Source organism: Bacillus horti (assembly GCF_030813115.1).
In the GTDB taxonomy this organism is placed as follows: Bacteria; Bacillota; Bacilli; order Caldalkalibacillales; family JCM-10596; genus Bacillus_CH; species Bacillus_CH horti.
In genome coordinates, this window is the sequence record NZ_JAUSTY010000020.1 from 68,415 (window position 1) to 92,325 (window position 23,911).

General features: G+C 39.9%; 22 protein-coding genes. 17 read left to right on the plus strand and 5 right to left on the minus strand.

The features are described from left to right. Positions 1 to 43: 43 nt before the first annotated feature. A complete protein-coding gene (locus tag J2S11_RS18460; protein ID WP_307397087.1) occupies positions 44 to 553 on the minus strand; it encodes a DUF309 domain-containing protein in 510 nt (169 codons plus the stop codon). Between the two features lie 198 nt (positions 554 to 751). Between J2S11_RS18460 and ftsW the strand changes: the two genes are divergently transcribed. The 8 genes from ftsW to J2S11_RS18500 all read left to right on the plus strand — a co-directional run bounded on the left by ftsW (position 752) and on the right by J2S11_RS18500 (position 12,060). Beyond that, complete coding sequence (gene ftsW / locus J2S11_RS18465) at positions 752 to 1,891, plus strand: putative lipid II flippase FtsW (RefSeq protein WP_307397089.1); 1,140 nt, start codon at positions 752 to 754, stop codon at positions 1,889 to 1,891. 180 nt (positions 1,892 to 2,071) lie between these two features. Then, on the plus strand, positions 2,072 to 2,785 hold the full coding sequence (locus tag J2S11_RS18470; protein ID WP_307397091.1) for a FadR/GntR family transcriptional regulator: 714 nt from the start codon (positions 2,072 to 2,074) through the stop codon (positions 2,783 to 2,785). Between the two features lie 260 nt (positions 2,786 to 3,045). Then, entirely contained in the window at positions 3,046 to 3,984 is a 939-nt protein-coding gene (gene kdgD / locus J2S11_RS18475) for a 5-dehydro-4-deoxyglucarate dehydratase (RefSeq protein WP_307397093.1), read from the plus strand. Between the two features lie 59 nt (positions 3,985 to 4,043). Beyond that, positions 4,044 to 5,507: an alpha-ketoglutaric semialdehyde dehydrogenase GucD gene (gucD, locus tag J2S11_RS18480; protein WP_307397094.1), complete on the plus strand. Its 1,464-nt coding sequence runs from the start codon at positions 4,044 to 4,046 to the stop codon at positions 5,505 to 5,507. A 25-nt stretch (positions 5,508 to 5,532) separates the two neighbouring features. Beyond that, on the plus strand, positions 5,533 to 7,068 hold the full coding sequence (garD, locus tag J2S11_RS18485) for a galactarate dehydratase (protein WP_307397096.1): 1,536 nt from the start codon (positions 5,533 to 5,535) through the stop codon (positions 7,066 to 7,068). A gap of 218 nt (positions 7,069 to 7,286) precedes the next feature. Next, entirely contained in the window at positions 7,287 to 8,108 is an 822-nt protein-coding gene (locus J2S11_RS18490) for a VOC family protein (RefSeq protein WP_307397098.1), read from the plus strand. A 92-nt stretch (positions 8,109 to 8,200) separates the two neighbouring features. After that, positions 8,201 to 11,644: a pyruvate carboxylase gene (gene pyc / locus J2S11_RS18495; RefSeq protein WP_307397100.1), complete on the plus strand. Its 3,444-nt coding sequence runs from the start codon at positions 8,201 to 8,203 to the stop codon at positions 11,642 to 11,644. Positions 11,645 to 11,733: 89 nt separating this feature from the next. Then, positions 11,734 to 12,060 (plus strand): hypothetical protein, encoded by a 327-nt coding sequence (locus tag J2S11_RS18500; protein WP_307397102.1) that lies wholly within the window; start codon positions 11,734 to 11,736, stop codon positions 12,058 to 12,060. 107 nt (positions 12,061 to 12,167) lie between these two features. Here J2S11_RS18500 and J2S11_RS18505 read toward each other — a convergent pair whose 3' ends face one another. Beyond that, complete coding sequence (locus J2S11_RS18505) at positions 12,168 to 12,296, minus strand: spore protein (protein WP_307397104.1); 129 nt, start codon at positions 12,294 to 12,296, stop codon at positions 12,168 to 12,170. Between the two features lie 345 nt (positions 12,297 to 12,641). Here J2S11_RS18505 and J2S11_RS18510 point away from each other — a divergent pair, with 345 nt between their 5' ends. Continuing rightward, positions 12,642 to 13,028: an Asp23/Gls24 family envelope stress response protein gene (locus tag J2S11_RS18510; RefSeq protein WP_307397106.1), complete on the plus strand. Its 387-nt coding sequence runs from the start codon at positions 12,642 to 12,644 to the stop codon at positions 13,026 to 13,028. Positions 13,029 to 13,195: 167 nt separating this feature from the next. On the opposite strand, the gene J2S11_RS18515 is transcribed toward J2S11_RS18510, so the two are convergent. Further along, entirely contained in the window at positions 13,196 to 13,546 is a 351-nt protein-coding gene (locus J2S11_RS18515; RefSeq protein ID WP_307397108.1) for a YugN family protein, read from the minus strand. Between the two features lie 200 nt (positions 13,547 to 13,746). Between J2S11_RS18515 and safA the strand changes: the two genes are divergently transcribed. From safA to J2S11_RS18530, 3 genes are all read left to right on the plus strand, one after another. Further along, complete coding sequence (safA, locus tag J2S11_RS18520; RefSeq protein WP_307397109.1) at positions 13,747 to 14,376, plus strand: SafA/ExsA family spore coat assembly protein; 630 nt, start codon at positions 13,747 to 13,749, stop codon at positions 14,374 to 14,376. Between the two features lie 101 nt (positions 14,377 to 14,477). Continuing rightward, positions 14,478 to 14,921: a CBS domain-containing protein gene (locus tag J2S11_RS18525; protein ID WP_307397111.1), complete on the plus strand. Its 444-nt coding sequence runs from the start codon at positions 14,478 to 14,480 to the stop codon at positions 14,919 to 14,921. Positions 14,922 to 15,181: 260 nt separating this feature from the next. Next, positions 15,182 to 16,312 carry a CAP domain-containing protein gene (locus J2S11_RS18530; protein ID WP_307397113.1) on the plus strand — a complete coding sequence of 377 codons (1,131 nt, stop codon included), beginning with the start codon at positions 15,182 to 15,184 and terminating at the stop codon, positions 16,310 to 16,312. 230 nt (positions 16,313 to 16,542) lie between these two features. On the opposite strand, the gene J2S11_RS18535 is transcribed toward J2S11_RS18530, so the two are convergent. Then, positions 16,543 to 17,274 (minus strand): glycerophosphodiester phosphodiesterase, encoded by a 732-nt coding sequence (locus tag J2S11_RS18535; protein WP_307397114.1) that lies wholly within the window; start codon positions 17,272 to 17,274, stop codon positions 16,543 to 16,545. A gap of 167 nt (positions 17,275 to 17,441) precedes the next feature. Here J2S11_RS18535 and J2S11_RS18540 point away from each other — a divergent pair, with 167 nt between their 5' ends. Further along, positions 17,442 to 18,128, plus strand: coding sequence for a S1C family serine protease (locus tag J2S11_RS18540; RefSeq protein WP_307397115.1), 687 nt, complete (start codon positions 17,442 to 17,444; stop codon positions 18,126 to 18,128). A gap of 166 nt (positions 18,129 to 18,294) precedes the next feature. Here J2S11_RS18540 and J2S11_RS18545 read toward each other — a convergent pair whose 3' ends face one another. After that, positions 18,295 to 18,618, minus strand: coding sequence for a protease complex subunit PrcB family protein (locus J2S11_RS18545; RefSeq protein WP_307397117.1), 324 nt, complete (start codon positions 18,616 to 18,618; stop codon positions 18,295 to 18,297). A 156-nt stretch (positions 18,619 to 18,774) separates the two neighbouring features. Between J2S11_RS18545 and J2S11_RS18550 the strand changes: the two genes are divergently transcribed. The 4 genes from J2S11_RS18550 to J2S11_RS18565 all read left to right on the plus strand — a co-directional run bounded on the left by J2S11_RS18550 (position 18,775) and on the right by J2S11_RS18565 (position 23,727). Beyond that, positions 18,775 to 20,460, plus strand: a complete 1,686-nt coding sequence (locus J2S11_RS18550) for a DNA repair helicase XPB (protein WP_307397119.1) — start codon at positions 18,775 to 18,777, stop codon at positions 20,458 to 20,460. A gap of 9 nt (positions 20,461 to 20,469) precedes the next feature. After that, positions 20,470 to 22,425, plus strand: a complete 1,956-nt coding sequence (locus J2S11_RS18555) for a hypothetical protein (protein WP_307397121.1) — start codon at positions 20,470 to 20,472, stop codon at positions 22,423 to 22,425. Between the two features lie 30 nt (positions 22,426 to 22,455). Then, positions 22,456 to 22,905 carry a YlbF/YmcA family competence regulator gene (locus J2S11_RS18560; RefSeq protein ID WP_307397123.1) on the plus strand — a complete coding sequence of 150 codons (450 nt, stop codon included), beginning with the start codon at positions 22,456 to 22,458 and terminating at the stop codon, positions 22,903 to 22,905. Between the two features lie 183 nt (positions 22,906 to 23,088). Further along, the gene (locus J2S11_RS18565) at positions 23,089 to 23,727 is read left to right on the plus strand and encodes a stalk domain-containing protein (RefSeq protein ID WP_307397125.1); all 639 of its coding nucleotides are present in this window, start codon (positions 23,089 to 23,091) and stop codon (positions 23,725 to 23,727) included. Positions 23,728 to 23,911 lie beyond the last annotated feature (184 nt).

Sequence of the window (23,911 nt, forward strand, 5' to 3'; positions counted from 1 at the left end):
TGCTAAGTCATAATGAGGCTTCGACAATTGGAGGTGTTCATTATCATCTAGACTTTTTTAAACGTATACTCTCTTCACGCTCTTCTATAACATCTGATCGATCTCTTAAAGTATGCTTGTTAATCGTAAATTGGTCGGTAATGTTCTGATTAGAGCACCATTCCACTTCATTTAATTGACAGTGCTTCACACATTGAAGGACTACATCCTCCTGTAACGGTAGGTCGAAGCTAGTATATGGTGTTTGTTCAACTATTTCAAGATGCCGTTTCTGTAACAGGCTAGTCAGCTGAATATGGTCTATACCTAGCTGAGTAAGCCTATGGCTTTGATCTTCTAGGATGCGTATCGCACTAGAAAGCATTTTTATGGCACCTTGGAAGTTAGAACGTCGCTGATGATAAAGAGCAACGGCAATTTGGATCAATCCAACCCATGTGATATCCTTCATGCCTTCTTCCTTCCAGTATTCTTCAAGAACTTCATGACATTCAAAATAATCGCGATGAACGTGAAAGTGAATAAGGTATTCAATATAGGCTTTAGGGTACATAAAAACCTCCCTTGTGTATTAAGTATAGCCAATGTTTTAATTATAGCATGCCTACCCCCACGATTACGGATAAAGTTACGATATTCTTCAATAGCCTGTCATTTTATATACATAAATTACTTTTATATTGGGGCAGGAAAAAACGAACAAAACAAGAATATATTCTTTAAATATGCTTTTTAGAAGGAAGGTACTGCAATGGAAGAGCAGCAGCTTAGAAAAGGACAGCCAGATTTTATCATCTTAATTCTAACCTTTATTCTTACTGGAATAGGGCTTGTCATGGTGTATAGCTCAAGTCAGATACATGCTTACACGGGTTGGGGAGACAGCACTTATTTTATTAAGCAGCAGGTTCGAAACGGTATGCTCGGGCTTGTTGTTATGTTTGTTGTGATGAATATACCCTATCGAATATATAGAAAATTTATTCCGCTTATCCTACTTGGTCTCTTAGTTCTTATGACCTTGGTTTTTATCCCTGGATTAGGAGTGGAAGCTAAAGGTGCACAACGGTGGCTATATATTGGACCAATAAATTTGCAGCCATCGGAGCTTGTTAAAATAGGCTTGGTAATTTATCTAGCCTCCATTTATTCAAAAAAGCAAGAGTACATTAGTGACTTTAAAAGAGGGGTTGTACCCCCTCTAGTAGTTGTTGCGATCTTTTTTACTTTAATTCTTATGCAACGAGATTTAGGAACGGGAATGTCTGTTATCTTTTTTACCTTAGTGATGATTTTTTGCTCGGGTGCACAATTTAAGCATATTCTAGGCCTGGGTATATTGAGCGGAATTATTGGCAGTATTTTTATCTTTACACAGAGCTATCGGCTTGAACGCTTTACCTCGTTCTTAGATCCATGGAGTGATCCTCTAGGATCGGGTTTTCAACTGACACAATCCTTAATCGCTATTGGAAATGGTGGATTTTTAGGTAAAGGATTTGGCAACAGTATTCAAAAATACATGTATTTACCTGAAGCTCATACAGACTTTATTTTTGCTATTATTGCAGAGGAATTAGGGCTTCTAGGCATTAGTTTTATCTTACTTTGCTATGTCCTATTATTGTTGCGTGGGATAAGAGCAGCTGTTAGATGTCCAGACTCCTTTGGGACTCTGTTAGGTATCGGTATTGTGGCCATGATCGGTGTACAGGTACTCATTAATATTGCCGTTGTAAGTGGTCGTCTTCCGGTAACGGGGATTACACTTCCGTTCTTAAGCTACGGAGGAACCTCTTTAATCCTGACCTTATCTTCAATAGGAATTCTATTAAATGTTTCCAGATATGCTGTGGAAGAAGAGGTACCCAATCAGAGATCAGTGAATTGATTCCAAACGTATGTAGAATAAGTAAAGAGCGAGTTTGCGCGGCCGCGTTAAGCTCGCTTTTTTGTGAATGGATTTTATCAAGCTATACCTTGCAACTCTTGACACATATTACAATTTAATTTAAAATTATTTAATTGTCTTACAAATGAATAGGCGGATATAGACTAGGGTGGTGATTCCATGAGCAGTGGGAAAGAGCTTGAAGTAGGCATAAAATCAGTAAATCGAAAAACATTATCTCAGCAAGTGACAGATGAAATTATTGATTTACTTACGACAGGTCAATTAAAGCCAGGGGACCGTATCCCTTCTGAGCTAGAATTGATGGAAATGTGTAATGTGAGCAGACCTGTTATTCGCGAAGCATTGACATCGTTAGAGGTTTTAGGAATTGTAACTAGAAAGACTCGGAGTGGTACGTTTATTTCAGACAAGATAGGGAGCAAGCCATTTTCCATGATGCTGGCTTTAGCCGTGGGAGATATTCCTTCTATGATAGAAACGCGAGTAGCTTTAGAATTGGGTTTAGTCACTTTAGCTGCAGAGAAAATAACGGATGAGGATTTAGTCAAGCTTTGGCATACGATTGAAATTATGAGGGACCTACCTACTGAGGATTCAACGGAAGTGGACAAAGAGTTCCACAAAATTATTGCTCTAAGTGCAAAAAGCCCCCTTTTTGAAGGGATTATTGAGCCTCTACAGAGCTTTCATTCCAAAGTATTAGAACAAATTCCTTTAGATGATAGAAGCTTGGAGGAAACCTTAAATTATCATCTTGAGATTTATCATGCACTTGAGCAACGTGACCCCATCAAAGCATACACTAGCATGTACAAGCATCTTGATTTTGTGAGACGAAAAGCAATGAAGGCATGGGAAAGTAATCAGTAAATCTTTATAGATGATAATCCTATTAAAGAATAGCAGGTCGGATAAAAGGGCAGGTTCCTTTATTCGGCTTTTTTTTATAAATTAGCACATTCCTTGTCTTATTGATAATAGAACCATAACATGCTTTAAAATTTGGAATAAGTTAAATAGATATTGACTCGTTTATTTAATTGTCTTACAATAAAATTGTTCTAATTTTTAAAAATCAAATGAAAACGCATACAATTAATAATTATAAAAGCGGTGAAGGGATGGGAAACATGACGATTGTGAGAGAAGCGCCGAAGGGCATTTTAGGCTTTCCAACAGCACCCTATGATGAGCGAGGGAACATTGATGAGAACGCGTTAGGAGAAAATATTGATTTTTTAATTCGTGAAGGTCTTACTGCGATTTTCATCGCCTGCGGATCAGGAGAATTCCACGCTATAAACAATTATGAATACCAAAGAATGGTTGAAATTGCCGTCTCTGTCACTGGAGGAAGAGTTCCTGTTTATACAGGAGTGGGAGGAAACATTACCCATGCTGTTGAAAAAGTAAAACTATCTGAAGAGCTAGGTGCAGACGGGTATCTTATCCTACCACCTTACCTAATAGAAGGAGAACAAGAAGGACTATACAACTATTATAAAACAATAGTGGAATCCAGTAGTCTTAATGCCATCTTATATCAAAGAGACAACGCTATCCTACAGCTACCAGCTCTAGAGCGTTTAGTTCAGGAATATCCTCAAATTGTTGGGGTTAAAGATGGATACGGAGATATGGAGCTAAATTTAGAGATGATTCAATCCCTAGGAGATCGTCTGGAATGGTTAAATGGGATGCCTTTTGCCGAAATCACTATGCCAGCGTATGCCGGAATAGGGTTTTCTTCCTACTCCTCAGCTATCTCAAATTACTTACCACACCTGTCTCGTCAGTATTACCAAGCCATTTTATCTGGAGATCATGAGCTCGTAAGAAGAATCTATGTAGATGTTTTTCTGCCTATTAATCGTATACGTAAGTCACAAAAAGGCTATGCCATTTCCTTAATTAAAGCAGGAATGCGGATCAGAGGATTTAATGTGGCCAATACCGTTCGTCCTCCAGTTGTTCCGGTGTCCAAAGAGCATTATGAGGACCTTGAAAAAATTATTAATCTTGCCCTTGAAAAGTATCCATTACATCAAGAAGAGAGTACTCATTCATAAAAATTCTAACTCTGAAAAAAAGTATGATTTACTCAACAAATCATAGAGGAGGACTAATGGTGACACTAGAAAAAAAGGAGAACACCTATTTAAACTTTATCAGCGGAGCTTGGGTAGCGTCAGCAAAGGGAACAACGAAAGCCAGCTCAAACCCATTCAACCCCGAGGATATTGTTGGACATATTCAAATGTCAACAAGTGCTGATGTAGATCATGCTGTTTCCGCAGCCAAAGCGGCAAAAAAGTCATGGAAAAAGTTATCTGGACAAGAGAGAGGTCATTATTTATATAAAACAGCTGATATTTTAGAAAGTAGAATCGATGAAATCGCGGAGTGTATGACTCGTGAGATGGGGAAAACGCTACCTGAGGCCAAAGGGGAGACCGCAAGAGGAGTAGCTATTCTTCGCTATTATGTGGGTGAGGGAATGCGTAAAGTAGGGGATGTAATTCCATCAACTGACCCTAAGGCGTTAATGTTTACCACGCGTGTTCCATTAGGTGTGGTTGGGGTTATTTCACCTTGGAATTTTCCGGTAGCGATTCCTATTTGGAAAATTGCACCTGCGCTTATTTATGGAAATACAGTAGTCATTAAGCCTGCCTTTGAGACGTCGGTAACATGTGTCAAGGTGATACAATGCTTTGAAGAGGCAGGAATACCTGCAGGTGTATTGAATATGATTACTGGTGCCGGATCTGTGGTAGGTCAAGGACTAGCCGAGCATCAGGATGTAAATGCAATTACATTTACTGGGTCGAATGAGGTAGGAAAAAGAATCGGTCAGCAGGCCCTAGAGCGAGGGGCAAAATACCAGCTTGAAATGGGCGGAAAAAATCCTGTTATTGTGGCTACGGACGCAGATTTAGATCTTGCTGTTGAATCGACGATAAGCGGTGCATTTCGCTCAACTGGTCAAAAGTGTACAGCGACAAGTCGTGTTATTGTGCAAGGTGCTATTTACGATGAATTTAAAAACAAGCTTTTAGCTAAGGTAAAAGAAATTACGGTCGGGGATGGTCTACAAGAAGGAATATGGATGGGACCATGTGCAAGTGAAAACCAGTTGAACACCATTCTGTCATACATTGAGAAAGGTAAAGAGGAAGGGGCAACACTGCTTTCAGGTGGTAAACGTTTGACCAATGCTCCCTATGATAAAGGTTTTTTTGTTGAACCAACGATCTTTGAGCATGTTACATCAGATATGAGTATTGCACAGGAAGAGATTTTTGGACCAGTGATTGCCTTGCTACAAGTAGAGCATTTAGAGCAGGCTTTAGATCTGGCTAATGATGTTCAGTTTGGGCTAAGTGCTTCTATATTCACTAGAGATATTCAAAACATCCTCTCCTTTATTGAAGAAATGGATGCTGGACTTGTCCGTATTAATGCCGAAAGTGCCGGGGTTGAGCTACAGGCACCGTTCGGAGGTATGAAAAACTCAAGCTCACATTCACGGGAGCAAGGAGAGGCAGCAAAGGAGTTTTTTACAGCTATCAAGACCGTGTTTGTAAAGTAAAGTTTTCATCAAAGGAGCGAGCTGTATGTCTTTAGAAACGCACCAAAATGAAGTGCCTCGTTATATTAAAGTTAACGCTGAAGATAATGTGGCCATTATCGTGAATTCTGGAGGGCTTAAAGCAGGAGCAGAGTTTCCTTGTGGTTTAAAGCTAGTTGACGATGTTCCTCAAGGACATAAGCTGGCTTTAACAGATATTGAACAGAATGAGCAGATTATACGATACGGGGAAGTAATTGGCCATGCGTCAGTTTCAATCTTGAAAGGAAGCTGGGTGAAGGAATCCTACGTCATACTACCAACTCCCCCTGAGCTCGACACACTACCAATCGCAACCAAACATGTTGATCCCCTTCCTCCACTTGAAGGATACACTTTCGAGGGATATCGAAATCCAGATGGAAGTGCAGGGATTAAAAATATCCTTGGCATTTCAACAAGTGTCCAATGTGTGGTAGGTGTATTGAATTTCGCTGTAGAACAAATTAAGGAAAGGATCTTACCGAAATACCCAAACGTCGATGATGTAGTAGCTATTAATCATGCGTATGGCTGTGGAGTAGCCATTCAAGCTCCAGATGCTCAAATCCCCATTCGTACCCTGCAAAGCCTTGCTTTACACCCTAATCTGGGGGGAGAGGTTCTTGTCGTAGGTCTAGGTTGTGAGAAGCTACGTCCTGAGAGATTGGTTCCAGATGGACAAGAGAATCATATCCTTTCGTTGCAGGAGCAACAGGGCTTTGGTGAAATGGTTCAGAAAATCATGGACATGGCTGAGGAGCGTTTAAAGAGATTAAATAAAAGAGTACGTGTCACCTGTTCTGCTTCTGATTTAGTCATAGGGCTACAATGCGGTGGTAGCGATGCCTTCACAGGTGTTACCGCTAATCCAGCAGTAGGTTATGCGGCAGACCTATTTGTTAGAGCAGGAGCAACTGTGCTATTTTCCGAGGTGACAGAAGTACGTGATGCTGTTCATCTATTAACGCCTCGTGCTGTTAATAATCAAGTGGGTCAAGCCTTGATCAGCGAAATGGAATGGTATGATAATTATTTGAAGAAAGGAGAGTCTGACCGTAGTGCTAATCCTTCACCAGGCAATAAAAAGGGGGGATTGGTCAATGTGGTAGAAAAATCTCTTGGCTCTATCGTCAAGTCTGGTAGTAGCCTGATCTCCGGTGTTCTGTCCCCTGGAGAAAGAGCTATTCAAAAAGGCTTGCTTTTTGCCTCAACACCTGCAAGTGATTTTGTTTGTGGAACACTCCAGCTTGCATCTGGTATGCACCTTCAGGTTTTTACTACTGGTAGAGGTACTCCTTACGGATTAGCGATGGCTCCAGTTATCAAAGTATCAACACGAACTGATCTAAAGGAGCAATGGAGTGATTTAATAGACATTAATGCTGGAAGTATTGCGACTGGTGAGGCAACTATTGAACAGGTTGGTTGGGAGCTCTTTCATTTTATCTTAGACGTGGCCAGTGGTCGAAAACAAACATGGGCAGAGGCATGGAAGCTGAACAACGATCTAAGCTTATTTAATCCCGCACCAATAACTTAGTTTATCTCAAGTCAAATGAAAGTTTTACCAGAGTTAGAGCCAACTTAAACGTTAGGCTCTTTTTCTTTGATTATTTTACTTGCTATAATGGGATAAATTTGGTAGTAATTTTTGTAAGAACATTATGAAAAGGGAGATGATTCTATGAGACGGGCTATTTATGCTTAGGTGGATGCTGTTGCCGTTCTCGAGTAAATTTAAATTAGGAGGAAATTATAATGAAATCATTATTTAGTAGAATTAATGCTGTCTATCTACCTGTCACACAATTGGAGCACTCAATAAAGTGGTATGAGGATGTTTTAGGGTTTGAGCTAGAGCACGTTTGGGAAAATGATAGAGAAAGAGGAGCCTTTTTTAAAATATATCGTGGGGATGCTCAGTTAGGTTTAGTACAATCTATGGTGACAAATAACGAATTTAAGAGCAGCAAATACATAAATGCTTCTTTAGGAACAGCAGCTTTTAATCTATATTGTGTGGATGCCAAATATACATATGAGCAATTGAAAGAAAAGGGTGCTCACCTTACCACATTTAGAGAGGAGGAGCCGACTCACTGTTTTGTTGTCATTGATCCTGATGACAACTATCTTGGTGTGGTGCAGGAAGTGAACCTTGCGGAAAATGTATATTATGGAATATATGAAGAAATCTATCCTCGATTAAGAGAGATGGAATTATTTGATGGTGTTGCTGCTAAATTTTTGCCTGTACATGATATAGAAGCCGCCATAGATTGGTACACGAACTTCTTTCAAATGGGACTTATAGATCATTGGAAGCTCGGGGCAGATTTAAAGCTTGAATCTAAATCAGGCTGGTTAGGTCTTGTTTCACTTGAGGATAGTGAGCCGATACGTTATACGAATTCAAATGACTTGACTCCATTCGTTGGTATAGAATCTCCTGCATTAGACGAAGCTTATCAGTGGCTAAAAGAAAAGGGAGTGAAAGTTACTCAAATAAGTGATCAAGCTCCCAAGCACTTTGACTTAGAGGATTTAACCGGCAATGTGATACGAGTTACTGAGGCTTGATCTAGCCAATGAACATTTACTCCAAGTATGCTATAATTAATTCAATTTTACATTTATTAAAGCCTATCATAGAGGGAGGGTAACACGGAGATATGAATGAAGTCCAAACATTTTCAAAAGTATTAGTGGCGAATCGTGGAGAGATAGCGATTCGTATCTTTCGTGCATGTACTGAGCTAAATATCCGTACAGTGGCTATATATTCCGAAGAGGATGAAACGAGCCTACATCGATTTAAAGCGGATGAAGCTTATTTGGTAGGCAGAGGAAAAAAACCAATTGAGGCCTATTTAGATATTGAAGGTATCATTGAAATTGCTAAGCGTAATGAAGTTGAGGCAATCCATCCTGGTTATGGGTTTTTGTCTGAAAATTCAACCTTTGCGAAAAGGTGTAAGGAAGAAAACATAACGTTCATTGGTCCGGATGAGACACTTTTAAATAAATTCGGAGACAAGGTGGAGGCTAGAAAACAAGCCTTAGAAGCGGGCCTTCCAGTCATACCAGGGACGGATGAGCCTGTAGATTCGTACCAAGAGGTTGTATTATTTGCCAAGCAGTATGGTTATCCCTTTATCATAAAAGCCGCTTCTGGTGGTGGTGGACGTGGGATGAGAATTGTACGTTCTCGTGATGAGTTGGAGGAAGCATTTGGAAGAGCTAAGTCTGAAGCACACGCTTCCTTTGGAAATGCTGCTGTATATGTGGAGAAGTATATTGAAAACCCTAAGCATATTGAAGTTCAAGTGGTTGGAGATACACATGGACATATTCTTCATTTATTTGAACGCGATTGCTCTGTTCAAAGGAGATATCAGAAGGTTGTGGAGGTTGCCCCTAGCGTTTCTTTAAGTGAGGAGCTAAGAGAGCAGATCTGTGAAGCTGCTGTACAATTAATGAAGCATGTGCAATATGTAAATGCCGGTACGGTGGAGTTTTTAGTCACTAAGGATGAGTTTTATTTTATTGAAGTTAACCCACGGATACAGGTTGAACATACTATTACAGAGCTTATTACAGGTTATGATATTGTCCAGACTCAGATCTTAATTTCAAGTGGCTATGAGTTACATGGTGATGCTATTGGGCTCCCCACACAGGATAAATTGGATTGGCGTGGGTATGCCATCCAATGTCGTGTAACCACAGAGGACCCTGCTAATTCCTTTATGCCTGATACAGGGAAAATTCTTGCCTATCGGACAGGCGGTGGGTTTGGAACGCGTTTAGATGCAGGAAATGGCTTTGCTGGGGCTGTCATTTCTCCACATTATGACTCTTTACTCGTTAAATTATCGACCTGGGCGATGTCCTATGACCAAGCGGCCAAAAAAATGCTACGCAACCTGAAAGAGCTCCGTATCAGGGGAGTTAAAACAAATATTCCTTTTCTTGAAAATGTGATTCAGCACGAAAACTTTTTGAGTGGAAAGTATGATACATCATTTGTTGATGAGACGACATCCCTATTTGAATTCCAGAAGAAGCGTGATAGAGGAACAAAAATGCTTCAATTTATAGGGAATACGATCGTCAATGGCTACCCCGGGCTAGAGCATCAGAAGAAGCCAGCCTTAAAGCCACCACGGAAGCCTATGATTCCTTATCAGCAATCTGTTTCAGATGGAACAAAGCAGATATTAGACCAACAAGGTCCTGAAGGTCTAGTTAACTGGATTAAGGAACAAAAGCAGGTACTTCTAACAGATACAACATTCCGCGATGCTCATCAATCGCTTTATGCTACTCGTTTTAGAACGTATGATTTAGCACAAATAGCAGAGGCTACAAGTCTTTATGGAGCTGACCTGTTCTCCCTTGAAATGTGGGGAGGGGCTACATTTGATGTGAGCATGAGATTTTTGAAGGAGGATCCTTGGGAGAGGCTTGATACATTAAGACAACGTATTCCTAATGTTCTTTTTCAAATGCTGTTACGTGGAGCGAATGCGGTAGGGTATAAAAACTACCCTGACCAAGTGATTAAAGAATTCGTAAAGGAATCTGCTGCTCATGGAATTGATGTATTCCGTATTTTTGATAGCTTGAACTGGATAGAAGGAATGAGGCTGGCTATTGAAGCTGTTCGAGAGGCAGGGAAGCTTGCTGAAGCGTCAATTTGCTATACAGGTGATATTCATGATTCATCACGTTCAAAATACAATCTACAGTATTATGTCAACATGGCTAAAGAGCTTGAGCAAGCAGGAGCCCATATATTAGCGATTAAGGACATGGCTGGACTGCTTAAGCCTTATGCGGCCTATGAGCTTATTTCAGCGTTAAAGAATCATACAGATCTTCCAATCCATTTACACACGCATGATACTAGTGGAAATGGGATAGCGATGTATCTGAAAGCAGTTGAGGCAGGGGTTGATATTGTCGATGTGGCGATAAGCTCCTTGTCAGGATTAACCTCACAGCCTAGCTTAAATGCTTTGCTTGCTAGTATAGGGCCAGATAAAAGGAGTTCAGGTTTAAAGCTAGATGAAATGGAGCGTCTCAGTCAATATTGGGAGGATGTTAACCAGTATTACTCTGGATTTCATTCCGGCATGAGTTCTAGTAGCACGGAGGTTTATCAGCATGAAATGCCTGGTGGACAATATAGCAATCTTCAACAGCAGGCTAAAGCTGTTGGCTTAGCCTCACGCTGGGAGGAAGTAAAGAAGATGTACCAAACGGTTAACTTTATGTTCGGAGATATTGTAAAGGTTACGCCTTCCTCCAAAGTGGTTGGAGATATGACTTTGTTTATGGTGCAAAATAATTTGACGGAGGAGGATATTTATGAGCAAGGTTCTTCCTTAAGCTTTCCAGACTCCGTGGTGGAGCTATTTCAAGGTTATCTAGGGCAACCACATGGAGGCTTCCCTGAGAAGCTCCAAAAGATTATTTTAAATGGCAGAGACGCAATCACATGTAGACCAGGAGAGCTATTAGAGCCTGTTAACCTAGAGGAAACTAAGAAAATGCTTGAAAAGAAATATGAGCGAGATATGAAAGAGCACGAGGTACTGTCCTATCTTTTGTATCCTCAGGTTTTTGAGGAGTACCAAGAACATTATGCTACGTATGCAGATGTTTCAGTTATTGAAACGCCAACCTTTTTCTATGGTTTAAAGCTAGGGGAAGAGATTGCTGTAGAGATGGAGCAGGGGAAAACACTAATTATTAAATTAGTATCTGTTGGACAGCGGCAGGCAGATGGAACAAAAATCATATACTTTGAGCTCAACGGTCAGCCACGAGAGGTTACAATTGTCGATCAAAGTGCGCCACAGGATACAGCAGTGAAGCAAAAGGCGGAAAAAGGCAACCCTAATCATATTGGAGCAACTATGCCAGGAACGGTCGTGAACGTGCTCATTCAAGAAGGGGATACAGTTAAAAAAGGTGAGCATTTAATGGTAACAGAAGCCATGAAAATGGAAACAACTGTTCAAGCTCCGAAGGATGGGAAAGTTAGTCGTGTACTGGTTAAAGAGAGGGAAAGTATTACGACAGGAGAGCTTTTGATTATTCTGGAATAATGCTAGAATTGAATGAGAATATAGATAAAATGTATAGCAAATGATTTCATGAACGAAACTTGGTATGTAATGAAGTGTAGGAGGTCCAGATGGGCATTATATATGGTGTAGCTGCGGTGGGATTTATTCTCTTTCTGCTTGTTTTAACCCGAACGGTAAGCTGGAGTTCTCAATCTGAGTGGACCAGTCTAGAAGGGGCAGAGGGAGAGCATGGAGAAGTTCGCCAGTGGGCTGCCATGCTAGAAGGAAAGCAGATTCAAACACGAGTAGAGTTAAAAAGAAAAATGACAACCCTGCGACTGCTATACTCAAATAAGGATGAAGCCATGATTAAGGTTCGTCTAGCTGATCATCAGAAAGCAAAAGAATTATTTCAAGTGTATCAGCAACAACAGGAAAATAAAGCTAGCCATTAACTCTTTACAAAAATCCCCCAATCACTTTAAGTCTAAAAAGTGTATTGGGGGATTTTTTAACAGATGAGAAAGTATAAAATTTGAAGTAAACATGGTATCAAATTTTATCAGGTGGAGGGACGATTTGGTCCACTAAGCTTTTTATCGGTAGTAGTCACAGTACGATCATGGCCTCTTTTATTTTGATTTTCTTGTTGAATCTGTTCTTTGGAAGAATTGTTGTTTGCCTTGGACATGCTATCATCTCCTTTACTTTTTTAATTAATACTATTTAGGCTCGCTTTGGAGAGATGGCCCTCCTATTACTATGTACATTTTTAATAAATTTAAAAGGATATTAGGGAAATTTGTCGAATATAATACGTAACCTAAAAAACATCACTGTGGAACATGTATTTTTTATTCAAAAAGGGTATACCAGTAGTATAGAGCTGATATGTATAATTATACGGTGTAAGCGCTTTAAATTCTTGCTTTTCAGTGGGAAAGAAGCATAAAATAAGAGTAATAAAGTAAATGTCTGAAAATGTTGTTGCTTTTCTGAGTACGACGTAAGTTTAAGAAGAAAGGTGGTAAGCAGCATGAATGAGTGGAAGGGACATGGAATGATTAGAATTGCTGACGAAGTGGTAGCCGTTATTGCTCGAATTGCTACGCTAGAAACGGAAGGAATTGTAGGTATGTCTGGAGGGATAGCGGAAGGGATTGCTAAAAGAGTGAGTGGTAAATCCGTTCAAAAGGGAGTTCAGGTTACAATTGATGAGGATCGAGCGTATATTGATTTAAGGGTATCTGTAAGCTTTGGGCAAAGGATTGACAGAATCTGCAAGGAAGCACAAAGAAACGTTAAGGACATGGTTGAAAACATGACTGGTATTGAGGTGCAGGTTGTCAATGTACGAGTTGAAAGTGTTGATGTATCGCAGGCTAAGCAATCTTCTGTTAAGCTTGAAGCCGTTTATCTTTAACAAAAATACAGATGATCCACTAGCTAAGATGTCTTAGTTATGAAATTATATAACAGACTAGATAGAATATAGCAAAAGAAAAAGTGAGGTCTAAAGAACCTCACTTTTTCTTTTGCTCTTTTTTAAATCATTTCCTGCTCTACCGTTCAGGTAGAACATAAGTCAAATTAAATAGATGAGCTTAATGTAGATAGGACTTTTTTAGCATGGTCTAAAATATGCTTAGGAAAATCATACTCATAGTCCATACCATGTGGATGTGTGTATCTTCCGATGTATGGAGTTCCTAGTTTAAGCATACTGTCTCTGTGTCCATCATCATGCACCTGCCCTTTAATTGACTCAGCTGGGACACGCAGATAATATCTTTCTTTCGTTTGTCTATCATCATACTTTAAATCATAAGTTGCTTTGCTGTAATCCCAAGCCCAACGAACAAAACCTAATTCCTCTGTAGCGTGATCCAACTCAAGCAATGTGGCCTCTTTAGCTTCTAATCCTGTTCCTTCTATTTTCATATTACGATTGCCTCCTTTGCCCAAAAGGTCCATGTTCAACATCTTCATAACATATTAATAATAGTAAAAAAAAAGCTTCGTTGCAATTAAATTCACGTATTTTTATGATTTAGACACAAAAATATGAATAAATTACCAGTTATCCTTAAGTAAGGAAAACTCCTTCTTAACACATTCTATAAAAGAAGGAGGAATTGATTATGAACACACGTATACAAAAACTTCTGTTAAGTATGGTTATTTTTTGCCTGATAGGCTTAGTGTATCCAATCTCTAGTTTAGCACAAACTTCTACAACTTACACGGTTCAGCCTGGGGACTCATTATGGAAGATCTCAGTCCGCTATCAGATCGGCTTGACCGAAATTATTGAGGCAAATCCCCAAATACAAAATCCAGATTTGATTTATCCTCAACAAAAAGTAAATATTCCCGTTATTGATCGTATTAAAGCCATAGAGCATGATGTGATCCAACTTTGTAATCAAGAACGGGCTAAGCACGGACTTGCTCCATTAAGAGCTGATTGGGAGCTCTCAAGAGTGGCAAGGCACAAATCGCAGGATATGAGGGATAAGGGTTATTTCTCTCATCAATCTCCAACGTATGGGTCACCTTTTGATATGATGAGGGCTTACGGTATTACGTATAGAGCTGCTGGGGAAAACATAGCAATGGGTCAAAGAACAGCACAACAGGTTGTTCAGGGCTGGATGAACAGTCAGGGACACAGGCAGAATATTTTGAGCCAAAATTACACGCATATAGGTGTTGGATTTGTGGAAGGTAGCTCTGGTCCTTATTGGACACAGTTGTTTTTAAGCAAATAGCAGTCACATACTGGGCTCACTATTCATAACACGGTTCTATTGAAGTGTAGATTAACATATTTAAGTAAATTCTATGTAAGAAATAGTAGGAGGTATTAATCATGCAAACATTAAGCGATATTCTGACAAGAGATGTGAAAAGCTGTATAGCAGAGGATAACATTTACGAAGCAGCCGTTAAAATGAAATCGTGGGATATTGGAGCGATACCAGTAGTTTCTAACGGTCAACTGATAGGTATTGTAACGGATAGAGATCTAGTGATTCGAGCCATGGCAGAAAAAAGACCTAATTCCACACAAATTACTGAGATTATGAGTCATGAACTAATAACAGCAACACCAGATATGAGTGTTGATGAAGCGGCACAGTTAATGTCTCAAAATCAAATTCGGCGCTTGCCAATAGTAGAAGGCTCAAAGCTCGTGGGAATGTGTGCCCTGAAGGATTTAGCTGTAAGGAAAAGTTATGATGAAGAAGCTGAAGAAGCTTTGTCTCACATATCAGAGGATAAAGCAGGTCATCAGCATCCTACTGCTCATTAAATAATAGTAAATTCCATAGCTAATTTGAAAAGAACAAGTACACCGTAGAAAGCTGTTTATTAAATCGGCCAATACGGTGTTTTTTTGTTTGGATATAAGAAGCTGAATATCCTGCGTAAAGACATGAAAGCTAGTCCAATCAGGGAAGAAAATAAACTACAATAGAGAGTCGAGCATAAATGACAAAATCAGACGAATGTTTATGATATGCTTAAAGAAGGCATAATCATGTTTAAGAGCAGTAGGGAGGTACGATAGTTGTGAGAGGTTGGAAGTGGCTGTTAATCGGAATGCTCCTAGCATCAGGCCTTCATATTTATATATTTGGTTGGAATTCCTGGACAGATGCTATTCAAAATAAGTGGATTGAATTACGTTCGGATGAGCCTACTTCCTTAGTGGAAATAGATCGGTACATGCCTGATGATTCTTCTCAAGCAAACGATACAATGCAAGCTAGGCATAGCTTTGTAGAAGAGGATCAACAGTTGTTTTTAGAGGAGGATGGAGAAGAATCAAAAAGTGTTTATCTAGGTATGAAGGAGCAAGAAATACTAAATACCTTAGGTGAACCTCAGCGTGAGGAGCCTAGTGCTTATGGCTACACGTGGTGGGTATATAATGATGATTGGGAAACTTACATTCAGGTTGGAGTAAAGAATGGTGAGTTAGTTACCTTATATACGAATGCACCTAAATGGTCCTGGAATGAACTATCACCTGGCCTTAATAGTGAACAATGGGAAGAAGCTTGGGAGCAAAGGGAGAGTGTCTCTTTTAACCATAAGCTAGGTTATTACACCTTCGATTTAACGTCTACTGATATAGAAGAGAGGCCTTTAAGCATAGTTGGTGACACCGCTATCCAGTTATATATAGACATTCATAACAATCAGCAAATATCTGCTATACGATTGATGGATACAGAAACTCTTTTGTTACATCGTCCGTATGCCCTAAAGTATATTGGGCAGCTTCCAGAAGCACCTTCTCCTTCTGAGCAGGAGTGGAAGGATATAGAGCAAGCGAGCGAAAGGCAAATTTTTGATATCATTAATATTACTAGGGTTTGGTATGATTTAGATCCTTTCGAGTGGCATGGAGAAGCGGCGGAGGTGGCTAGAGGGCATAGTTCGGATATGGGAGTGAATGATTATTTTGATCATGTTTCACCTACCTTTGGTGACTTGGGTGATCGACTTCAAAGAGCGAATGTTGCGTATAGTAGTGCGGGAGAAAATATTGCTTGGAATTACGTTGATGGACCAGATGCTCATCAGGGGTGGTTAAATAGCTTAGGTCACAGGAAAAATGTGATGGAGGAGCAATTTACACATTTGGGTGTTGGTGTGATTGAAAAGCATTTCACACAAAACTTTTTGCGTCCTTAAAGCAGGTGCTAAGCATGTCTAAAATTTGTTATTTATAAAGCCTTTAAAGTCTTCGACGCCACTTTACACGGGTGGTGTCGAAGACTTTTTTACAGTCTAAGAATTTATAATTATAATTTATAAGTTCAGAGGTAGATAGTATAAGAAAAACTAAGGCTTTCGCCAGGGCTTGGCGACAAGCTAAGTTTTTCTAAGAAATTTATCGAGTGTTTCATATGGATGATCTTGTGTTATGTGGTTGTCTCACGAATGATCTGTTTGGCTTTGTTTGGAGATCCTGTAAATATCCCATCTACTTGATAGCGTAAGCATTTTTTAAGCTCATGTTTCCTTTGGATAACGTAGGGGTAGATACGATAGCCCATATTTTTAAGCAGAGTCACTTCATGGTCTAACAAAGAAATATGAGGGTGAATGGAATCAAGGTGGAGATAGTCCCATTCACTTTGCTCTAGCAACGGAAGTAAAGTACTCCAGCATAAGTAGCCTGTGCGGATTGTAGGGTGAATCTTCCTACAGATTTCGAGGCTTTCTCTTCTAAAGGAAGAAAGAACAGCTTTTTTTTCAAGGTTATGTTGGTTTAGTATTCGTATGACTTTCTCCTCCATACCCTTATAGGGTAAGAGGTTATTTTTCAACTCAATATGCAGTTCTAGAGAATAAGGCTTTACCCACTCCAAAACCTCTTCTAGCAGAGGGACTGTCGTCCCTTTATACTTTTTATTAAACCAGCTTCCAGCATCAAGCTTTTTGATTTGAGCAGACGTTGTATTGAAAACAAAACCTTTCCCGTTCGTTGTCCGATTTAACCACTCATCATGAATGACGACTAGCTCTTGGTCCTTTGTTAACTGAACATCTATCTCAATTCCGTCAACATGATCTTGAATAGCACGCCGAATAGCTGGATACGTATTCTCTGGAGCTACTTGAGATGATCCTCGGTGAGCAATGACTTTCATTTTCGCTCCTCCTTAAACTGATCAGATATAAATAGTTTATGGAACATCTAGTTGACGCGTTCCATACTATGAAGGAAGAGCTTAAAAGCGCTGCACATGATTTATTATAGATATAATACATCGCCACACTAAAGAGATCCGACAATATGTAAGGGGGTGTTTCTTCATTGAGCGCTAAATTATCAAAATTATTTCAGGACCTGAAGCAGAGTATCGTCTCTATTGAAGGAGTAAAGGAAAAAAGGATGCTGGGAAGAAGAGGATTATCTCCGTTTTCTCCTCCCCAGGTTGTCGATGAAAAGAAGATTAGCTATGGAAGTGGAGTCATTATTCATCCTAAAGGACACATTCTTACTTGCCATCATGTGGTTGATGGAATGAACATGATTCGAATAAAATTAGGTTCAGAGCAGCAGCTTTACCAAGGAAAAGTAGTCTTGGAGTATCCAGAAAAAGATATTGCAATTGTCGAGATTCAAGCAAAAGAGCGCTTTAAGGAGGTCAAATTCGGATCTTCTAAAAAGGCCACAGTTGGAGAAAATGTATTTGCCATAGGCAACCCCTTTGGCTTTGATTACACACTTACAACGGGAATCATAAGCGGAAAAAATAGACAAATATCCACCGAGGAGCATGAGTATAATTTTGTATTGCAAACGAACACAGCTCTAAATCCCGGTAATAGTGGTGGACCACTTTTTAATTCAAAGGGAAGGGTAATCGGAATTAACGCTGTCATCATACCTAATTTTCAAAATATGGGCTTTGCTATTCCGACAGAAGAGATTTTACCTCATATCAAAAAGTATACCCTTTCTCCTCCGAAGAAAAAGTCTACAAAAACAGGCACGTAATTTTTGAACCTAAATATTCATTATTTAGAAATAAATGGTGAATCATAACTTTGAAGCCGTGTGCTGCCTCCAGCATACGGTTTCTTATTAAAGTGGGGTCACTGTCGGTGTAATCCCCTGAATTTTGTGATGGAGCGAAAAATATGCTTTAATGATACTATCTATCCTATTTAAACCTGACCCACTCTATTCTTATTGGTAAAGTGGTATAAGGAATACGGTAGACAAGTGTAGGATAGGTGAAGGCTTGAGTGACGAAAGCGTCTGGGGCAGGCTTTATTTCCTTTGCTTTTACTAAAATAAAGGAATTTACTGGACCAGCTTGCTCAGTTATATCTACGACCTCAATTGCGTATCCACCTGTTCTTCTTTCACCTAACCCTAAAATGATATAGGTGCTGCCTTCATCAGAAACAATCTTTTCACCACCGGTGTGTGTGATACGTTCAAGCTCCTTTTGGACAACTTCTGGATAATGAAAATGGGTCATTTAAAAGCCTCCTTTTTTAATCATTTTATATGTTTTAAAGCTGTTTAACTTTAAACTGTGGACGATGTAGGTTGTATGGGTAGTGACTAACACGTTTATACTTAATGATAAATACTACAAAGATACTTATTTTTGAATGCTTAGAAGGAGCTAATCATGCAATATAATCCTGAAAATCCTGTAGTTGTGCAAAGTGATTTAACTTTATATGTGGAGGTTCAACACCCTCTGTATGAAGAGGTAAGAGATGTGCTCCATCACTTTGCAGAGCTATTAAAAAGCCCTGAGTATATCCATACCTATCGAATGACGCCTTTAACGTTATGGAACGCCGCATCCAGTGGAGTAACTCCTGAGGAGGTCATTCAACACTTACGAGCGTATACAAAATTCCCTTTGGGCTCACAGGTAGAAGCATCTGTTTATCAAACTATGCAAAAATATGGGCGTTTGTGCCTAGTTAAAGAGAAATCAGAGCTCTATTTACAATCTACAATTAAAGAGTATCTTGAAGAATTAGTCAGCTACCCATCAAATTCCTCTTTTTTTTCTGGAAAACTATTTGAGTTTGAAGAAAACGGGAGCTTATTGTGGAAAGTATCTATTCATTCAGATAAACGTGGTGAGCTTAAACAGGAAGCATTGCGTATTGGTTACCCTATTAAGGATGAAGCAGGATATACATCAGGAGATTACCTAAAATTGTCTTTAAGGGATGTGTTAGAGTCTGGATCCACTTTTTCTCTTAGGGATTATCAGGTGGATGCTGTAGAAGCTTTTTATCAGGATGGGCAAACACATGGTGGACAAGGGGTACTAGTTCTACCCTGTGGGGCAGGTAAAACGATTATAGGGATTGCCTCTGTCAACAAGCTACAATGTGCAACACTCATTCTGACTACAAATCATGCCTCTGTCAAGCAATGGAAGAGAGAGCTATTAGAAAAAACGACATTAACGGAACAGGATGTTGGAGAGTATACAGGAGAGATGAAGGAAATTAAACCTGTGACGATTGCTACATACCAGGTTCTAACGTATAAAGCAGAACAAGAATTTATCCATTTAGATGTGTTTCAGCAGAAAGAGTGGGGGCTCATAATTTACGATGAGGTACATCTGCTACCGGCTCCAATTTTTCGAGCAACAGCAAGCATACAATCAACACGTCGATTGGGCTTGACGGCTACACTCATTCGTGAGGACGGAAGAGAAGAGGATGTGTTTAGCTTAATTGGCCCAAAAATTTATTCTGTCCCATGGAAAAAGCTAGAGCAACAAGGTTATATTGCGACAGCCTTCTGTACGGAGGTAAGAGTTAATTTTGATGACTTTATGAAAGAGCAGTATTTTTTAACGAATGCGAAAAGACAAGCGAGGATTGCGCAAGAAAATCCAAATAAGATTGACGCTGTTAAAGTATTGTTAAAGAAACATGAGGGGGAGCCTACGTTAATTATTGGGCAATATGTAGAACAGCTAGAGCAGCTTGGCGTCTTGTTGGACATCCCTGTCATTACAGGCAAGATGAAGCATGCTGAACGGGAGGACTTGTACGACGCTTTTAGAAAAGGGGAGATACCTATATTGGCGGTATCAAAAGTTGCTAACTTTGCTATTGATTTGCCAGATGCTACCGTAGCGATTCAGGTTTCTGGCATGTTTGGATCTAGACAGGAGGAGGCCCAGCGTTTAGGCAGAATCCTACGTCCCAAAAAAGGAAATAATACCTGCTATTTTTATCATGTGGTGACGAAGGATTCTAAGGATCAGGAGTATGCGTTGAAGCGACAGCTTTTTTTAATCGAGCAGGGCTATCGCTATCAATTAGTGGAGGAGTAGATGAGGATCATGAGGCAGCAATTACAATCATGCCTAGAAGGTATATCAATATCGAATCTGTTAGCTATGGTTCAGGAGCTGCCTCCTATTTTTCATGGGCTAATGGATGAAGAGGAGAAGAAACTGAGAGGTGTTCTGCAAGAAAAGCTACAGGAACAGACGTATATCCAGGAAATTTATAAGAGCTTATCTCCTTACGAAAAGGATGTACTCCGCTTTTTTATTTTTCATGTAGGTCGGGACTTTCTATCTTATCGTCAAATTGATCAAGAAGTGCAGGGGATAAAGTCTAATTTATTCCGCCTTGGCTTGGTCGGATTACGACAAAAGGGTTTAATATATAGCTTTCGACGTCAATGGGGGGAGGAGGCTTATATTTTTCCAGTTGAACTTGAATTAGCTTTCTATAAGTATCTTATAGCTACTTCTGGCATCCAATCCGAGCCGGTACTTTCTACAGATACTGTACACTTCTCTGTTTCAAGAGAGAGGGAAGATGGTATTAAGCCCCCCGTACCAGCCTTCCAATGGATGTTTTCTATTCTCGATGATTTAAGACAGACCAAGGAAGGGAAGATCACGTTAACACAAAAAGGAACGTTGCATAAGCGCGTGATTAGACGATGGGAGGAATTATGGGATCAGCAGCCCTTGTCACTAAAAGCGTTTGATTTGTCAGTGGATCAAAGAGAGGTATATTCAAACCAGTTAGCTGTGCTGTTAGATTATTTTACGGTGAGAAAACTCATATATTGGACGAAACATGAGTTACATGTACAAATCACCCAAATTGATGCGTTTATGCAGGGTTCAAGAGCTAAGCTTATGGGTGATTTCAGGAGCTATTTTTTGGAAAGATTTAAGCCTAAGACTTCATGGATGTATAGCTATTTAAGAGACGCAGGATTAGCTGTGAACGAGCAGCATTCATTCCCTCTTCTCCAGTTTGTTGAACAATGGGAGGAGCATTATCCGTTACCCCCTGTCTCTGAGCTTCTTAGCACAATCAAAGAGGAGCTTATTGATCCTTTACATATGTTAGGCCTTGTGGAGTACAGAGAATCCAAGAAGCAGGAGCTATGCTGGCGCTGGCTGTATCCTGTAGAGGGACCAGCAGAAGTGTGGGTGCAACCTAATCTAGAGTGCTTCTGCTCTGCTTTAACCCCACTTCCTGTACTTTGGAGGCTAACGGACTGTTTGGAAATGCAAGGATGGGACTCCATGATTGTGCTTAAGCTATCCTTATCAAGACTATCACAGGCGATTGAACACGATCTTTCTATCCCAAAATGGTTAGATTGGTTAGCTACCCATTCCAAGCAGCCTATTCCTGAGGCATTCCTAAAACAGATGCAGGAGTGGGCAAAAAAAACGAGACAGGTCAGTGTGTCAACGATTGCTTTGTTTCACATACAGGATGCTCAGCTTCTTCAAGCTGTTCTTCAATTTTGTCAGAATGAGCAAATTAAAGTTCATGTTTCCACGACAGCCTGTATAGGGATTGATAAGCTAGTCGAAGAGCGGGTACAGCTATTTCTAGCTCAAAACCAAATTTCCGTGTATCGAGCTGACGAGAAAGGGAAGCAGTTTAGTCACGAAGAGAAAGAAGAAAGACCTTCTCTCATTAACTTTGGAGGCTCTTATGCCGGTCAGCTAAGAGTTGAAAACGTGTTCCCTGATCTTACAGAAGCGATTCCAGGATGGAAGCAGCTTCCTGAGCTATGGAGAAAGCAAATGCTGCCTTATCATGATCAAACAAAAAAGGAAATCGTAGAAAAAGCGATTCAGCATCAGCTGCTTGTTCAGTATGAAGCGGCAGACGGTGAAATTGTACGCATACACCCTGTTACGAGCCAAACGATTGCGGGAGAATGGGTGTGTGTCGCTGAAAAAAGGGGAAAAATACCTCTTAGAGAAATGCAAAGGATGCAGCTTTTATTTCCTGTACTTCAGAAAAAAACATGATACAATGAATAGCAAGAGGAGGTGCTTCTTATGATTGCCTCACTAGAGCTTTCACATTATATGGATGAAGCCTACCAATTAGGTGAATTGATTATAGATTCAGATGTTATGCGTGAATATACTGATTCACGTACGGAGTTAAACGCCGATCCTGAAGCACAACTGTTAATCAGGCAGTTTGTGAAGAAGAAGGAGGACTTTGAAGAGGTAGAGCGCTTTGGAAAGTATCACCCAGATTACGACGCGGTGAAGAAAAGCATGCGTGAAATGAAGCGAACATTAGATCAAAATGAACTGGTGGTTCGTTTTAAAAAAGCGGAAAAAGAGCTGGAGAAGCTATTAAATGAAATTAGTCAGCTGATTGCTTTTTCTGTTTCAGAGCAGATCAAGGTACCTACTGGAAATCCTTTTTGGGATCAAGGAGGCTGTGGTGGAGCAGGCTGTGGTTCTGGAGGTTGCTCCGGGGGCTGTGGCGTTTAATAAGGGTCAAAGGAAGCTAGGAGAGGGAGAGAGAATCCCTTTTCTAGCTTTTTTGCTTATGATTTTTCATTGGACGTTTTTTTTGCAAAACTAATGGTAGACTAATGCGTATAAAAGGATAACAGAATAAGAAAGGTAAGTGACTTTCTTTTTTAACTGCATTTTATGATATTGGAGGTTTTTATGATAAGGCAGGATCGTACTAAGCAGAATATTGTTACAGCCCTTATTTTAAGCTTATGCATTGTTTTTATCTTTAGTGGCGGCCAGGCTAACGCTAATTTAAACCAATTTCTAGGATTTAATACAGCAAAAGTTGAAGTAAATGGAGTTATGCTGAATGAGGATGAAGTTCCCCCGATCATTGTGAACAACAGAACGATGATTCCAATTGGTCAGGCAGCAGAGCTTTTAAATGCCTATACAGAATGGGATAATGGTCGGAAATTAGCTATGATTAAAAAGCCAGTTGTGAACATGACGATCATTAATCGTAATAAAACGTCCTTAGAGGTAAATCCGACGTTTCGTGCTGGAAGCACACATTCCTTTCAAGTAGCTACCCAGGTAGCTAAGGTTCCAATTTCTAAGGAGCTAAAGACGCGTTTTGTCGTGGTGGACAGCAGCAATAGCACAATCTATACAGGAAACCCTGTAACGATTGATACGTCTCAGTACAACGGGAGCTTTATTGGGAACCTTAATGTGGCTAATCTTCGTCTAGGGTCTAGGGGAGAATACACGTTAAAATTGCAAATGGAGGATCCTAATGATAGCTCAAGATACATCACGATCGGAGAGTATGTGATGGTAGCGAACTAAGGCTCCGAGGGGCTTAGTCCAAAATACAGGATAACAACGTTTAAAACAATCTCCGAAATTTAATAAAAAGAGCTGTGCTCATTCAGATATGATATGCTCCCCTTGTGGTAGACAGTTTAAATAATAAAAACTGTTTACGACTAGGAGGAGCATTTTTTATGTCCCACAAATCAAAAATATCAAG